The following is a 14,624-nucleotide window of genomic DNA, read 5'->3' as shown; positions in this document are numbered from 1 at the left end:
ATAAGGCAAAGAACTTATGATTTCCAAGATAGATTTGATTAAAAAAGAGGTTTCTAAGGTGGTTGTCGGGCAGGAGAAGATGATAGACTCTCTTCTTATTGCCCTTTTGTGCGAAGGGCATATCCTTATAGAGGGTGTTCCGGGACTTGCAAAGACTACAACGGTCAATGCGCTTGCAAAAAGTCTCGGACTTGATTTTAAACGTGCGCAGTTCACTCCCGACCTTCTTCCCTCGGACATACTCGGTGCAGAGATATATGATCCGCAAAACAACAGCTTCAAGATAAAAAAAGGTCCTATATTTACAAACTTGCTTTTGGCGGATGAGATAAACCGCGCTCCGGCAAAAGTTCAGTCCGCTCTGCTTGAGGTTATGCAGGAGAAGCAGGTGACGCTTGGAGATACTACGTTCAAGTTAGAGCCTCCGTTCTTTGTTATGGCTACTCAAAACCCGGTAGAGCAGGAGGGTGTTTACCAGCTTCCAGAAGCGCAGCTTGACAGATTTATGCTAAAACTCATCGTAAACTATAACACAAAAGATGAGGAGCTCGAGATAGCCAGACGAATGTCAAGCGGCAAATTCGAGGCGATAGAGAGTGTAATAACGCATGAAGATCTGGATGCATTAAAAGAGGCCGTAAAAAACGTACACGTCGATGAGCAGGTCGAAGAGTATATGATCGAGCTTGTAAATGCCTCGCGTTATCCTCACGAGTACGGTCTTGAGGAGATAAAAGATCTCATCCAGTTCGGTGCATCTCCGCGTGTAAGCATAGATATGTTCAAAGCAGTAAAAGCGATGGCGTTCATGAGAGGAAAAGATTTCGTAACACCTGTTGATGTGGCTTACATAGCAAAAGAGCTTATGCGTCACCGTATAGTTCTTACATACGAGGCGGAAGCCGAGGGAGTTACAACCGATGAGATCATAGAAAAAGTGCTTCAGAGAGTTGCAATACCGTAGATGTGGCATAAACTATGAGCAAACTGCAAAAGATATTGGTTCGCGCAAGACGTCAGGTCTTTAGCGAAATGGTCGGAAACAACCCATCCATCTTTCAGGGAGAAGGGTATGACTTTATCGAGCTTCGTGAATATATGCCCGGTGATGACATCCGCCATATTGACTGGAATATCACCGCCAAGATGCAAAAACCATTTATCAAGATATTCCGTGAAGAGAGAGAGCTCAGCGTAGTGGTGGTCTCTGTATTAAACGGAAGCGTGCACTTTGGCTCAAAGAGATTTAAACAAGAAGCCATTGCCGAAGTCGCCGCTCTTTTGGGTTTTTCAACGCTTAAAAATGGTGATCTTCTAAGCTCTTACATCTTTACAGATAAGATGGTCTCACACGCAAAACCGAGCAAAAAACTCTCTTCAGTGCAAAAAAGCGTAGAGGAGATACTCTCTTTTGACGCAATAAATAAAAAAGTAGATTTCAAGTTTATTGCAGAGACGCTCTTTAAAAGGCTTAAGAGAAAATCGCTTATATTGATTATCGGCGACTATTTTGAGATACCCGACTTCAGGCTTTTGGCGAGAAAACATGAGGTGCTCTCTGTTATAGTTAGAGACCGCCTTGAGGAGAATCCGCCAGAGATGGGATTTGCATCGCTTATAGACCCAGAGAGCGGCTCTGTTTTGGAGGGTGACTTCAACGCTTCAAGCGTGAGGGCATACAGCCAAAAAGTAGCGGCACATGACCACAGACTCTTTGAGAGACTAAGACGTGACGGCATCAGATTTACAAAAGTGTATACCGACTCCATCGCAGGCGTGAAGCTTCGCAGACTTTTTGAGGGCAGATAATGGCACAAGAGCAGAGTTACGACATACCGCTTCATGATATAAAGCCGATTGTCGAGGTTCAGGAGTATTCGCTCTACTACTTTTTAGGCATTGTCTCTGTCGTGCTTCTTTTGCTTGGCGCACTTGGCTATCTCATCTATAAGTACTTTAAAAAGCGCAACGCTTTTAATCTGAGAAAAGAGAACTTCAGGCTTCTAAGTTCGCTTGATCTCAATAATACCAAAGAGAGTGCATACCTTATTACATCATTGGGCGCTACGTTCAAAGACGACAGTCCAAGACACAAAGAGATGTATGAAAATCTTATAAACCGCCTTGAGGAGTACAAGTACAAAAAAGAGGTGCAGAAGTTCAGCCAAGAGACTTTGGGCTATATAGAGCTTTACAAGGAGATGATCGATGTTTGATGGGATCTACTTTGAGTTTCCACAAATCGCATCACTTCTTCTTCTTTTTCTTCTCTGCTCTTTTCTTTGCAAGATGAAGCTTCCATCCATCTACTTTCCACATACGCAGGACTTTTTAAAGACTAGCGTCTCGGCATCAAAGACGCTTCTCTTTTTAAAGTGGCTCGGAATAGTCGGGATGATACTCGCCCTTATGTCTCCGGTAAAAGATGAGCCTTATGAACTTGAGCCAAAAGAGGGGTATGAGATTGCTCTTATCTTGGATGCTTCAGAGTCCATGCAGGCAGAGGGTTTTGATGCCAAAAATCAACATCTGACACGCTTTGACGTCGTAAAAGAGATCGTAAGCGAGTTTGTCAAAGAGAGGCAGAACGACAATATAGGTTTGGTCGTATTTGGCGCATTCTCTTTTATCGCTTCGCCTCCTACCTATGATGCGGACATATTAAACAGGATACTCTCACAGCTCTCCATCGGTATGGCGGGAAAATATACGGCACTTAATACTTCTTTGGCGCAGGGTGTAAACCTCTTAAAGATGGGTGACTCCAAGACAAAAATAGCGATATTGCTAACAGACGGCTACTCCACTCCTCAGATCGATAAGATCCCGCTTGATGTATCAATCGAGATGGCGAAAAAAGAGGGCGTCAAGGTCTACCCTATAGGTATAGGAATGCCTCATGAGTATAATCAGGACGTACTGCTGCGCATTGCCAACGAGAGCGGCGGAGTGGCGTTTGGAGCCTCCAACGCGAATGAGCTAAAAGAGGTCTACAAAACGATAGACAAGCTTGAGAAGTCAGAGATAAGGGGAGAGAGTTTTACAAATCTGAAGTATTACTATCAGTTCCCTCTTTTTATCTCTCTCTTATCACTGATGCTCTATGTCTATCTTAGAAACAAAAGAGGCTACGCATGACATTTTTGCACCCCGAGTTTCTCTACTATATGCTTCCTCCGCTCTTTATACTCTTCGGGCTGCTGCTCACCCAAAAGGAGCAGTTTGCAACCTTTTTTGCTCCGGATGTTATGGATAGGCTCCGTGCAAGTACAAACTCCTTGACGCTCAAAGCAAGAAACGCACTCTTTTTTCTTATGGGATTTTTTATGATAGTCGCACTCGCCCAGCCTGCCATAAAAGAGGGCTTAGTTGAAGTAAAAGCAAAGAGCGCAGACATTATGATAGCCATAGATATATCCGACTCTATGCTCGCACCCGACATCTATCCTAACAGACTCGAAGCCGCAAAATCAAAGGTGCTTACGCTTTTGGCTGAAGCTCCAAATGAGCGCATAGGAATAGTAGCTTTTGCAAAAAACTCCTATCTTGTCTCGCCGCTTAGTTTCGACACCGCCGCCGTAGCATTTCTGCTTCGCAAACTTGATACATCATCTATAACCGAGAAGGGAACAGACTTCCTCTCCGTCTTGGATGTCGTTAGCAAGGCAGAAAAAGAGAAGGATAAAAAGTATCTTCTCATCTTAAGTGACGGTGGAGACAAAGATGATTTTTTGCAGGAGATCAAAAGAGCGAAAAAGAACAATATCACTGTTTTTGTACTAGGTATCGCTACACAAAAAGGCTCACCTATAAAGCTAGCTGACGGAACTCTGGTAAAACATAACGGGGAGATAATCATCTCAAAGTTAAATGAGAATATTGCAGAGTTGGCGACAAAGACAGGGGGTGTCTATATACAGAGCACGACATCTTCGGATGATATAAAGAGGATGTTTAAGGAGATCACCCAGATAAGCGAAGAGAAGGAGTTAAAAAGCGAAGAGATACAGAAGCATACCCCTCTCTTTTACTATCCTTTGGCAATTGCGCTATTTATTTTGCTTATTGCTACAAGCTCGCTTGGCAGGGTTAAAAATGCAGCATCTCTGTTTGTTCTCTCTTTTGCTCTTTTTAGTACTCCCTCAGCAGAAGCCGGGGCCTTGGACTTTATGGATTTAAACAGGGCAAAAGAGGCTTATGAGAGCGGCAGTTACTCTGAGGCGGCAAACCTCTACAATGAGCATGCACAAAACTCTCAAAACCCGCAAAGTTACTACAATGCGGCAAATGCCTACTACAAAGATGAAAAGTATAAAGAGGCGATAGAGTCATACAAAAAAGCGGCTTTTGAAGAGGATGAGCTAAAAGCGAAGAGTCTCTCTAACCTCGGAAACGCCTATGCGAAGTCGGGCGATCTGCAAAAGGCTATTGAGTCGTATGAGAGCTCTTTGGAGATAATAGATGACCAAGAGACAAGAGAGAACTTAGAAGAGGTCAACAAGCTTTTAGAGGAGCAAAAGAGCGACTCAAAAGATGGGGATGATAAGCAAGAGAAGCAAGACAAAGAAGAGAAACAGGAGCAAAGCGATAAGAATCAGGACTCAAAATCTGATGAGAGCGGCGATAAAGATAGCTCTAAAAAAGATGAGAAGGGCGATAAAGAGCAAGAGCCAAAAGAAGATAAGAGCCAAGAGAAAAAAGAGGAGTCTGATGAGAAAGAGTCTCAGAACAAAGATGGCAGTGATGAGAATAAAACAGATCAAAATAGTAAAGAAAAAGATATAAAAGAGGACGAAAAAAACGATGAGAACGGCTCGCACGGCTCGGCTGAGATGCAAAATGAGACAATGAGCGATGAAGAGGAGCAGAAGTGGATAAAGCAGCTAAACTCCGGCAACGCTACATTTCTTTATAGACTAAACGATGAAGAGACGACCGAAAAAAATTCGGATGAGAAACCATGGTAGATAACAAAGGCAAATTATGAGAACAATAACTAAATTACTATTTTTACTACTCCTATCTTTAAGCAGTGCATATGCAGAGGTTGTCGCAAAAGTGAGCCCAAAAGAGGTTGAGCTTGGCGAGATGGTGACATACTCGCTTACCATCTCTGGAGAGGATATAACAAGACCAAATATACGAAGATTGTGCGATAGTGACGTTATCTCGACAAGTTCTCAGACAAGTATGCAGATAACAAATGGATCTATCAATAAAAACTACACGCTGAGCTACAGGTTCGTACCTCAAAAAAGCTGTGTGATAGACCCGACAGAGGTCGAAGTCGACGGCAAAACCGAGTCAAGTAACAGCGTCGAAGTAAAGGTAGTTCCTGTAAGCGGCGCGAAGGATCAGGACTTTGTTTTAAAGCTAGAGAGCAGCAAAAAAGAGCTTTTTGTCGGAGAGGCGTTTGACTTGACGCTGACATTTAAGCAAAGAAGCGATGCAGAGGCGGTTGACAGTGAATTTACTCCGCCTGAGCTAAAGGGTTTTTGGATAAAAAGCGAGTCTGAGCCAAAGAGGTATCAGGATTCAAAATATACCATTACCGAGATAGTCTACTCTCTGGCTCCTCAAAGAGCAGGGGAGCAAAAGATTTCGCAGGCACAGATGAGAATAGCTTCAAGAGGCTCAAGGGCGAGTGCTTGGGGAGACTGGATACCTACAATAAAGTGGAAAACATACTTTTCAAATGAGCTTAGCTTTGATGTTAAACCGCTTCCATCCGGAGTCAGTCTGGTCGGGGATTTTGCCATAGAGGCGGTTGCAGACAAGAGAGAGATCAAAGCAAACGAAGCGGTAAACATAACGATAACCGTGAGCGGTGATGGAAACTTTGAAGATATAAAAAGCTTTAAGCCTTCGATGGACGAAGTGGCGGTATTTGATGAGAAGATCTCTATAGAGGGCAAAAAACTTACCCAAAAGATAGCTTTTGTCTCAGATAGGGATTTTACCATCCCCTCTTTTTCTTTGCGCTATTTTGATCCTGAGACAAAAGAGGTAAAAGAGGTCTCTACAAAAGAGATAAAGATAAATGTCACAAATGAGCTCTCAAAAGAGGAGCTTGTCATTAAAAAAGAGGAGAGAGCTTCTGTTGGGCAGACTCAGGGAGCATCTGTAAGTAAAGAGTACGACATGCTTACCCTTGTATTTATCTTTATAGGCGGAGTAGCGGCGGGTATTGCTATTATGCTTTATAGACCGAATTTCAGTTTTGAAAAAAAAGCAAAAGAGGGCTCTATAAAAGATCCAAAGATACTTTTGACAAAGCTTCTGCCATATAAGGACGACAGAGAGGTAGCTGAAATAGTAGAGATACTGGAGAAGAACATCTACTCCAGCGAGAAGATAGAAGTAGATAAAAAAGCTCTAAAAGAGCTCTTAAAGAGGTATGGGATAAGTTAATCTAAAATATCGTGAAGCCTGTTCCCGGCTTCTATGTTTTTATGAACCTCTTCCCACTCTTCGTTTTGTATATGCCCTTTTAAGATAGTCAGCTCATTCTCAAAAAGCTCTATCGCTTCGAGCAGGTTTTCTCTGTTTTGTCTAAAAATATCTTCCCACATATTCGCAGAACTCTTTGCCAAACGGCTCATTGAGCGAAAACCACCCGCGGCAAGTGCAAGGATGTTGTGCTTGTTCTCTTGGTTCATAACGGTGTTTGCAAGAGAGTATGAGATGGCGTGAGGCATATGAGAGATAAATGCGGCATGACGGTCATGGCTCTTTGCCGACATAAAGTACTTTTTCATCTCAAGTGAGCTAAATATCTTTTTGGCAATGTCTGCTTGAAGTTCCCCGCTGTGTTCTATATCGCACAGTACTACGGCTTTTTCTTTGTATAGGTTCTCAACCGCGGCACTAGGACCGAAGTTCTCAGTTCCCGTCATAGGGTGAGCCGCAACGAAATTTTCTCTGATACTTGGCGGTACAGAGGCCAATATCTTTGTCTTTGTACTCCCAAGGTCAATAATTGTCGTGCTCTTTTTTATATCTGTAAGGCTCTCTAGTGCTTTTATGATGCCGTCTACCGGGATTGCCAGAAAGATAACATCATAATTTTTAACCTCTTCAAACTCTACTATTTTCTCAACAAGACCGAGCATCATCGCCTCTTGCTGGTGGATTTTATTGTGATCGCTCCCCACGATACTCTCAATAAAATCCAGTTTTTTAAGACTCAAAGCTAAAGAGCCGCCCATGAGCCCAAGTCCTACAATTGCAACTTTCATATCTATTCTTTATTTTAAATTTTTCAAATTATACAAAGTTTACTTAATTTTAACCTCATAAAAGGTAAAATCTCCTCTTATTTTACAACTGATGGAAACTTAATGAGAAAAATTTTAGCACTCTTTGTAATCTTGCTGGCGGTCAACTCCTTTGCTTACACTATAAAATCGATCAAATATGAGGGCATGGTCAACATGTCAGAGTCCGTAGCACTTAGAATGCTAAAGTTTGAGGTCGGCGATAGCGTCGATGAGAAAATGCTTGATGAGTCGATCAAAGCATACTATAAACAGGGGTACTTTGAAGATATCTGGACCACGGTGGACGAAGAGGGCGTTTTAACGTTTCACTTTAAAGAGAAACCTCTTATATCGAACATAGAACTAAAAGGCTGGAAAGAGAATGACAGCGAGATAAAAGAGAGCGTCATTGGGATAAAGGTCGGCTCGCTTTATGATGAGAAAAAGCTCGAAGCGGCAAAAAAAAGAATCATTGAGATGATAAACCAAGACGGCAAGATCGACAGTGTCGTAGAGATCCAAAAGGAGCTTTTGGAAAACGGAAGCTATAAGATAACTTTCTTGGTCAACGAGGGCGAAGAGATCATTATTGAAGAGCTTCTCTATAGCGGTGTATCCGGACTTGACAGTGATGATTTTGATGATATGATCGCTAATAAAGAGAGAGAGTTTATGGGCTGGTTCTGGGGAAGAAACGACGGAAAGATGCGTGTTAACGATCTGGCTTACGATCCTCTTAGAATACGTGATCTCTATATGCAGCACGGTTACCTGGACATTGACGTAAAAGAGCCGTTTTCAAAAGTAAACTTTGACAACTATACGGCAGAGATAAGCTATCAGGTAAGCGAGGGTGAGGTATATAACATCAGCGCGATCACTATAGATCAGCAAAAACACGTAATAGAAGAGGAGAAGATAAGAGAGCTTATAAAGCTAGAGATCGGCGAGCCTTTTAACGTTGAGACCTTCCGTAACGACTCGCAAAGAATCAAGACCCTTATAGCGGACCAGAGTTACGCTTTTGTGCAGATAGTACCAGACTTGAAAAAAGACAAAGAGAAGAGAGAGGTCGAGGTTGTCTTTAAGATCATGCCGGGAGAGAGAGTTAAAATAAGAAACGTCATCATCTCAGGAAACAGCAGAACGCTTGACAGGATCATAAGAAGAGAGCTCTACCTTGGACCCGGAGATATGTACTCCCTCACAGACCTTTCCGACTCCAGAAATGCGCTTGGACGTCTCGGTTTTTTTGACGGAAACACCATAGAAGAGAAAAGGGTTGACAACCAGACTATGGATCTCATAGTCAAGGTAAAAGAGGCGCCGACAGGTAATATCCAGCTAGGAGGCGGTTACGGAAGTTACGGCGGTCTTCTTGTGAGCGTAGCGGTAGATGACAGAAACGTCTGGGGCTCGGGTATAAACGTAGGTGTTAAAGCTGAGCGTTCATCTTTAACCTCTAACTACTCTTTTAGTATGTCTAACCCTAGATTAAACGATAGCGATTTCAGCGGTAACTTCTCTTTATATACGTCTGATTACGAGTACAATGACTATACTGTAATGTCTGACGGATTTACTGCTGGAGTGGGTCATAGATTTACAAGATATATCAGCGGGCATGTAGGTTATGGCTATTCTGCAAACAGCTATGAGTTTGATGAGACAAACACAACCCTTGACACTTTCTATTTTGAAGACTACTCAAAGAGCTCTGTAACACTTAGTGCGAAGTTCGACAATACGGATGATTTCTATCTTCCGAGAAACGGGTTTATGTTCTCTCAAAGCGTAGAGTATGCGGGTCTGGGTGCAGATGCTGATTTTTTCAAGGCCAGAACAAATTTCAGCGCATACAAAGGGCTTGAAGATTGGTTTGGATTTGACGTCGTTGCAAGATATAAAGCAAGATTTTACTACGTCAAAGAGATAGGATTCCTGCCTGTTGCAGAGAGATTCTATATGGGCGGTATAGGAAGCGTTAGAGGATATGAGTCATACTCTCTCTCGCCGACGATTTTAAATACGGACCCAACAGAAACTGATGACAGAAGAGTCGGAGGCGAATATACTGCATCCAACAGTTTTGAGCTTAGTTTTCCTCTTGTGCCAAAGGCTAAAATGCGTCTGGTGACATATCTTGACTGGGGTTATATAGGTGCTTCAGGAAGCGCGCTTGTCAGTGATGCAGGGAGTTCTGATTACCTCTCGAACAATCTCTCACGCGGCGGTTTTGGTGCTGGGCTTGAGTGGTTCTCGCCTGTAGGACCTATCCAGCTGATGTTCTCGAAGCCTCTTGGAGAAGAAGAGGGTGACAAGACTGCGGTATTTGAGTTTACTATGGGACAGAGATTCTAGGAATAAAACGAGATGTTGATGCTCTTTTTTGGCATCATATCCAGTTTTTTAATGCTCTCTTTTGCAAGATAGAGAGAGTTTTTAGAGCAAACTTTAAGTTCAGACTCCTCAAAACTAAGCGTAAAATCTATATTTCGAGGGTAGTGGCTTAAAAGTGCTACGGCTAACGAGAGAAGGAAGCTTAGAGCATCCAACTGCTCTGAGTCTGGCAGAAGCTCTTTAAACTTCTGTATGTGAGACTGTGAAGGGAGCTTTCTTTTTGCATATCTTGTCAGCGTTGCTATCAATATTATCTGCTTATGTGTAAACCCGAACTCCAGAGCATCTTTTATGAGGTTGTAGCTGTTCTTGTTGTGCGAGTAGTAGTGTATATTGTTCCCGCTCATGCATAGTTTTGCGGCAACTGAGAGTTCATGACGGTACCTATCCTCTATGCCAAGCTCTTTATGTGTAAGGTCAAAGAGCATTTTAGAGACTTTGCAAAGCTGATTTGCATAAGCATGATTGTCAATATGAGCATCCAGAATGTACCTCACGGAGGTGTTGTAGTTTGCAGGAAATCTGTCGTTTGAGTTTCTAAGCAGATCCGTCAGAAAGAGACCCTCTCTCACTCCTGCACCGCTTGTTACAAGCTTTTGGACCTTAAACTTTTTAAACACCCTTAAAAGAATAAGCGCACCGGGTTTTATAACATCAAATCTGCTGCTTTTTATGCCAATATCTTTGAGCTCATCTTCGTCTGATCTTACGATTTTTTCAAGCACTTTTTCAAACTCGTCGTAGTTTGGCTCATACGCATGAAGTTTGTCTATCGGGTAGCCGCTTTTGTTTAGAATAGCATTTGATATCGCTCTGAATGTTCCGCCTATACCGATAACCGTAGATATATTTGTTCCATCCAACTGTTGGAGTTGAGAATCTATGTACTTTTTAGCACCGTCTACGTCCCCTCTGTCAAAAAAAAGCTCCTTAAGCCTTACCGTTCCCAAATCAACCGAGATGTTCGACTCTATTTTCACGCCGTCTATCAAAGAGAACTCGGTCGAACCGCCGCCTATGTCGATGCTTAGCGCATCTTTTTGCTGCGGCAGAAGGTTTATGCAGGCAACGGCGCCGAGGTAAGCCTCTCTTTGTCCGTCAATAACCTTTATATTTAAACCAAGGGAGTTTCTGATCCTGTTGATGAAATCTTTTTTGTTTGGAGCGTCTCTGAGTGCAGAGGTTGCAATGCAGAGTGTTTTTCTTGCTTTGAAAGATGAGACGATAGAGAGGAAGTCGCTAAGAGCGTCAAAGGCTCTTTGCATAGGGATCTCTTGGAGGTTTCCGCCGTTTTGGTAGGCGTTTTCAGATATTCTTACTCTGCTTTTTGCCTCATGGAGTATGTGGAACGCAAAACGAGAAGTTTTTTCATAGATAACCATTCTAACGGAGTTAGAACCTATATCTATGACTGCTACGCGTTTTGCCAAGCCTCTACTCTTCTGCTAAAATATTTTTATATTTGAACTGAAGTTCTGCAATAGACTCAACGTTATCTTTATCCGGAACAATACAGTCAACAGGACATACGGATATACATGCAGGCTCGTCATATACGCCTACACATTCGGTACAACGATCAGGATCGATGAAGTAGATAGGATCTCCCTCTTCAATAGCTAATGTAGGACACTCTTCACGACACGCATCACACGCAATACACTCATCATTTATTATTAAAGCCATTAAAATACCTTATAGTTGTAATCCAAATTGAAATATATTTAAAATAATATATTTTCATGTGCTCGATTTATAGCAGAATAAAGCTTTAAGATTTTTTAAATAGATTTTTTCTTTAAGACGGGAGAATACAGGAGAGCTTTGAGCTAAGGTTTAGGGAAGCTACCGTTCCGCTTACACCGTCATTCCTATTTTTTATGCTGATCTTTGCACCAAGCGCATCTGCGGCACTCTTTGCCAAAAATAGTCCCAGACCAACACCCGATTTGTTCCCCTCTCTTTTAAAAGGCGCAAAGAGGTCTGAACTCTCATCTATCCCGCACCCTTCATCTATGACCTCAATTAGCAGGCCGTAGCTGTTAAGAGAGCTTCTTAAGGTTACGTTCTTATCTTTTGGCGTGAACTTCAGAGCATTTTGAAGAAAGTTTTGCACTATCTGGTTAAGAAGCCCAACTTGAAGAATCGCAGCAAAGCCGTTTGGTTCAAAGTGCATATGGAGTGTTTTGCCTTCGTTTGCAGCAAGTAGTTCAAAGTCGTCAGCTTTTTGTTTAAGTATCTGTATCACGTCAACCTCTTGAGGTTTCTCAAGCTGAGCTCCCTCCTGTCTTCCGATATTCAATATGTTTGAGACGATCACATTCATCTCATCAACCGTCTTGTTGGTCACCTTTATTGCATCTATATACTCTTCGATGGAGCGTTTTTTAAGAAGAGTTACCTGATTTTTGAGTTTAATTACCGCAAGAGGGGTTTTTAACTCGTGAGCAGTTCCGATAAATAGCTCTTTTTGGTATTTTACAAAGTTTTGTATTCTGGATATTAGGTGGTTTAGAGTTTCACCAAGAGGCTCAAACTCCTCAGGAAGCTCTTCAGTTTTTATAGGGCGCATAAGATGTTCATTCATATTGGAGAGCTTGTTGCTCAGTGTTTTGACAGGTGTGACAAGCATTTTGGAGAGAGCGATAGCATATATCACTACAAGCAAAAAACCGGCTATATTGATAATAAAAAGATAGTTGAGGATCTTATCCAAGAGCGCTCTTGTCGTAGTGATGTCTTTTGTGATCTTAATGTAGCTAAGCTCATCAAGATCAAACGGGTGCATAAGTACAAGAAGCGATTTATTCTCTTTTGTAGTTTCAAAAAAGTCAATGTCAAGCAGGGATTGCTTAAGGTATATGACTTCGATATTTAGTCCCAAATATGCCTCGGGAGCAGGAACTTCCGGACCGTAAATTGACTGGTTGCTTGAGATGTTCTTTGCATATACAAGAAGCTCTTTATACTTCTCTTCAAGTATGGAACTCTCAATATAAAAATATAAGATCGATGAGAACATGATTATAAGAGAAGCCGAAGAGATTATTAGTTGAATTAAAAAACTTTGTCTTATACTTCTTTTTGAGAACATATTTTTACCTGCAGCCATAAATAAAAGTTTGTAATTGTAGCCAATTTAGCTTTAAAAGAGAAGTTTGCAGAGCTTTGGAGCGGGATTTTTTGTTTTGGAATTTTGTAAAAAGAGTTTCCTCTTTTTACGTTTGAAAATATAGGTTAGTTTATCTCTTTTGGAAAGCAGAAACGGTATCCGCGGCGGCGAACAGTTTCGATAGTAGTTATGTTTAAAGGTTTGTCCATCTTTTGTCTGATCTGATTGATAGCGACCTCGATAACGTTTGGAGTAACAAGTTCAGGCTCTTCCCAGATAGCATCAAGCAGCTGCTCTTTAGAGACGATCTGGTCACGGTGGCGAGCCAGGTGTGTAAGAACTTCAAAAGGTTTGCCTTTAAGTTCGATCTCGCTCTCTTTGTATGTGATCTTCTCCTCTTCAGGGTTTATAATAAGGTCTTCGATCTCGATGATGTTGCTTCCGCCGAAACGAAGACGTGCATCAAGACGAGCGACCAGAACGTCAAAATCGAACGGCTTTCTGATGTAGTCATCAGCACCGCTTCTTAGAGCTTCGATCTCACTCTCATTGTCATCTCTTGCAGATAAAACTACTACAACAGTCTTAGGAGTTTTTGTTTTGATGTCGCCGATAATGTCAACGCTGTTTCCGTCAGGAAGCATCCAGTCCATCAAAACCAGGTCGTAATTACGAATATCTAGATAGTACTCTCCGTCTTTAAGAGTCTCAACAACGTCGCTTTGGTAACCGAATTCTTTTAACCCCTCTGCAAGCATTTTGTTCAGTGTGACTTCATCTTCTATAATTAGAATGCGCATAAGTTTTGTCCTATTTGTGAATATTTTGGCGGAATGATATCATAATTTTAGGTTAATTTAAAGTAGTTTTTAATTTTTTTTTAATAAAACTTTAACTTATAATTAAGATTGGGATTTGCAATAATCGCTTACACTTACCTTGCAGTCGGGTAAAATCGATGGTTTTGTTATCTTTAAATTGATGCTTTTTATCGCTTTGTATTCTTTAATTAACTTTAAATTTATCTCTTTTAAAGCATCTTCGATGAGTAAAAACTCACCTTTTATAACCGTTTTTTTCAAAATTTGGACAATATCAGCATAGTTTATAAAGCCATCCGCATCATCATACTCTATCTCGGCATTGACTATGACATCCTGAGGTTTAACCCGCTCGAAATCTAAAATTCCAATGACGGCTTGAAATTTTAGATCCTCAATATGGATGGTCATACGACCCTTTTTTCTTCGCCCCTAAAGAGACGGATAATATTTGGTATATGTTTGTAAAAAAGTATAAAGCCGATGATCAGAACAGGTGCGTGCGCCATTTCGGGATGGATAATGAAGCTGGCGATTATCAGTGCGGTGAGTGCCGTGAGTGAAGAGAGTGAAGAGATGCGAATGAATTTTGCACCCAGCGCCCACACAATTAGAGCGATAACTGTTTCAAGAGGAAGCATGAACATCATAACGCCCATTCCTGTTGCCACACCTTTTCCGCCCTCAAAACTAAGATACGGAGAGAAGCAGTGACCGATTACCGCCAGAACCGATATGCCCCAGAGCGTTGCTTCGCTGACCCCTGCAAAATAGGCGACAAGAAGAACCAAAACACCTTTGATTGCATCGAGTGCCAATGTCGCTGCTCCGAGTTTCTTTGCCAAAGAGGGGTCTCTCTCTTTAACGACCCTTAGAACATTTGTCGCACCGATGCTGCCAGAACCGCTTGCTTTTACATCTACGCCTGCAAATTTCTTTGCCAAAAGCAGACCAAAAGGAATACCGCCTATCAGATAGGCAGCTATAAAAAACTGAGCGTTTGTGTTAAATAAAAAATCCATTTAAGACCTT

The 14,624-nt window shown here is 41.8% G+C and carries 14 protein-coding genes; 7 read left to right on the top strand and 7 right to left on the bottom strand.

Going from position 1 to position 14,624, the window contains the following annotated elements:
• Positions 1 to 16 precede the first annotated feature (16 nt).
• The 6 genes from RBR61_RS07645 to RBR61_RS07620 are packed head-to-tail and all read left to right on the top strand — an operon-like array spanning position 17 to position 6,411.
• Positions 17 to 964: a MoxR family ATPase gene (locus RBR61_RS07645; protein WP_320343301.1), complete on the top strand. Its 948-nt coding sequence runs from the start codon at positions 17 to 19 to the stop codon at positions 962 to 964.
• A 14-nt stretch (positions 965 to 978) separates the two neighbouring features.
• Positions 979 to 1,809: a DUF58 domain-containing protein gene (locus RBR61_RS07640; RefSeq protein ID WP_320343298.1), complete on the top strand. Its 831-nt coding sequence runs from the start codon at positions 979 to 981 to the stop codon at positions 1,807 to 1,809.
• Positions 1,809 to 2,216, top strand: a complete 408-nt coding sequence (locus RBR61_RS07635; RefSeq protein ID WP_320343297.1) for a hypothetical protein — start codon at positions 1,809 to 1,811, stop codon at positions 2,214 to 2,216. Before RBR61_RS07640 ends, RBR61_RS07635 begins: the two co-directional genes overlap by 1 nt.
• Positions 2,209 to 3,138: a VWA domain-containing protein gene (locus tag RBR61_RS07630; protein ID WP_320343295.1), complete on the top strand. Its 930-nt coding sequence runs from the start codon at positions 2,209 to 2,211 to the stop codon at positions 3,136 to 3,138. The genes RBR61_RS07635 and RBR61_RS07630 overlap by 8 nt, the downstream gene beginning before the upstream one ends.
• Positions 3,135 to 4,967: a VWA domain-containing protein gene (locus tag RBR61_RS07625; RefSeq protein ID WP_320343294.1), complete on the top strand. Its 1,833-nt coding sequence runs from the start codon at positions 3,135 to 3,137 to the stop codon at positions 4,965 to 4,967. Before RBR61_RS07630 ends, RBR61_RS07625 begins: the two co-directional genes overlap by 4 nt.
• Positions 4,968 to 4,983: 16 nt before the next feature.
• The gene (locus RBR61_RS07620; RefSeq protein ID WP_320343292.1) at positions 4,984 to 6,411 is read left to right on the top strand and encodes a BatD family protein; all 1,428 of its coding nucleotides are present in this window, start codon (positions 4,984 to 4,986) and stop codon (positions 6,409 to 6,411) included.
• Here RBR61_RS07620 and RBR61_RS07615 read toward each other — a convergent pair.
• Positions 6,408 to 7,238 carry a prephenate dehydrogenase gene (locus RBR61_RS07615; RefSeq protein WP_320343290.1) on the bottom strand — a complete coding sequence of 277 codons (831 nt, stop codon included), beginning with the start codon at positions 7,236 to 7,238 and terminating at the stop codon, positions 6,408 to 6,410. The two genes, RBR61_RS07620 and RBR61_RS07615, sit on opposite strands and share 4 nt — an antisense overlap.
• A 102-nt stretch (positions 7,239 to 7,340) precedes the next feature.
• Here RBR61_RS07615 and bamA point away from each other — a divergent pair, with 102 nt between their 5' ends.
• Positions 7,341 to 9,620, top strand: coding sequence for an outer membrane protein assembly factor BamA (gene bamA / locus RBR61_RS07610; RefSeq protein WP_320343288.1), 2,280 nt, complete (start codon positions 7,341 to 7,343; stop codon positions 9,618 to 9,620).
• On the opposite strand, the gene RBR61_RS07605 is transcribed toward bamA, so the two are convergent.
• The 6 genes from RBR61_RS07605 to plsY all read right to left on the bottom strand — a co-directional run bounded on the left by RBR61_RS07605 (position 9,617) and on the right by plsY (position 14,614).
• A complete protein-coding gene (locus RBR61_RS07605) occupies positions 9,617 to 11,089 on the bottom strand; it encodes a Ppx/GppA phosphatase family protein (RefSeq protein ID WP_320343287.1) in 1,473 nt (490 codons plus the stop codon). The two genes, bamA and RBR61_RS07605, sit on opposite strands and share 4 nt — an antisense overlap.
• A gap of 4 nt (positions 11,090 to 11,093) precedes the next feature.
• Positions 11,094 to 11,345: a YfhL family 4Fe-4S dicluster ferredoxin gene (locus RBR61_RS07600; RefSeq protein WP_320343285.1), complete on the bottom strand. Its 252-nt coding sequence runs from the start codon at positions 11,343 to 11,345 to the stop codon at positions 11,094 to 11,096.
• A 112-nt stretch (positions 11,346 to 11,457) separates the two neighbouring features.
• Positions 11,458 to 12,771, bottom strand: coding sequence for a HAMP domain-containing sensor histidine kinase (locus tag RBR61_RS07595; protein ID WP_320343283.1), 1,314 nt, complete (start codon positions 12,769 to 12,771; stop codon positions 11,458 to 11,460).
• Positions 12,772 to 12,896: 125 nt separating this feature from the next.
• Positions 12,897 to 13,571, bottom strand: a complete 675-nt coding sequence (gene hsrA / locus RBR61_RS07590; RefSeq protein WP_320343282.1) for a homeostatic response regulator transcription factor HsrA — start codon at positions 13,569 to 13,571, stop codon at positions 12,897 to 12,899.
• A gap of 102 nt (positions 13,572 to 13,673) precedes the next feature.
• Positions 13,674 to 14,003, bottom strand: coding sequence for a dihydroneopterin aldolase (locus RBR61_RS07585; RefSeq protein ID WP_320343281.1), 330 nt, complete (start codon positions 14,001 to 14,003; stop codon positions 13,674 to 13,676).
• Complete coding sequence (gene plsY / locus RBR61_RS07580) at positions 14,000 to 14,614, bottom strand: glycerol-3-phosphate 1-O-acyltransferase PlsY (RefSeq protein ID WP_320343280.1); 615 nt, start codon at positions 14,612 to 14,614, stop codon at positions 14,000 to 14,002. The genes RBR61_RS07585 and plsY overlap by 4 nt, the downstream gene beginning before the upstream one ends.
• Positions 14,615 to 14,624 lie beyond the last annotated feature (10 nt).

Source organism: Sulfurimonas sp. (genome assembly GCF_034005705.1).
Taxonomy (GTDB): Bacteria; Campylobacterota; Campylobacteria; order Campylobacterales; family Sulfurimonadaceae; genus Sulfurimonas.
The sequence above is the reverse complement of the archived record's forward strand: the minus strand, read 5'-3'. Positions and strand labels throughout refer to the sequence as shown.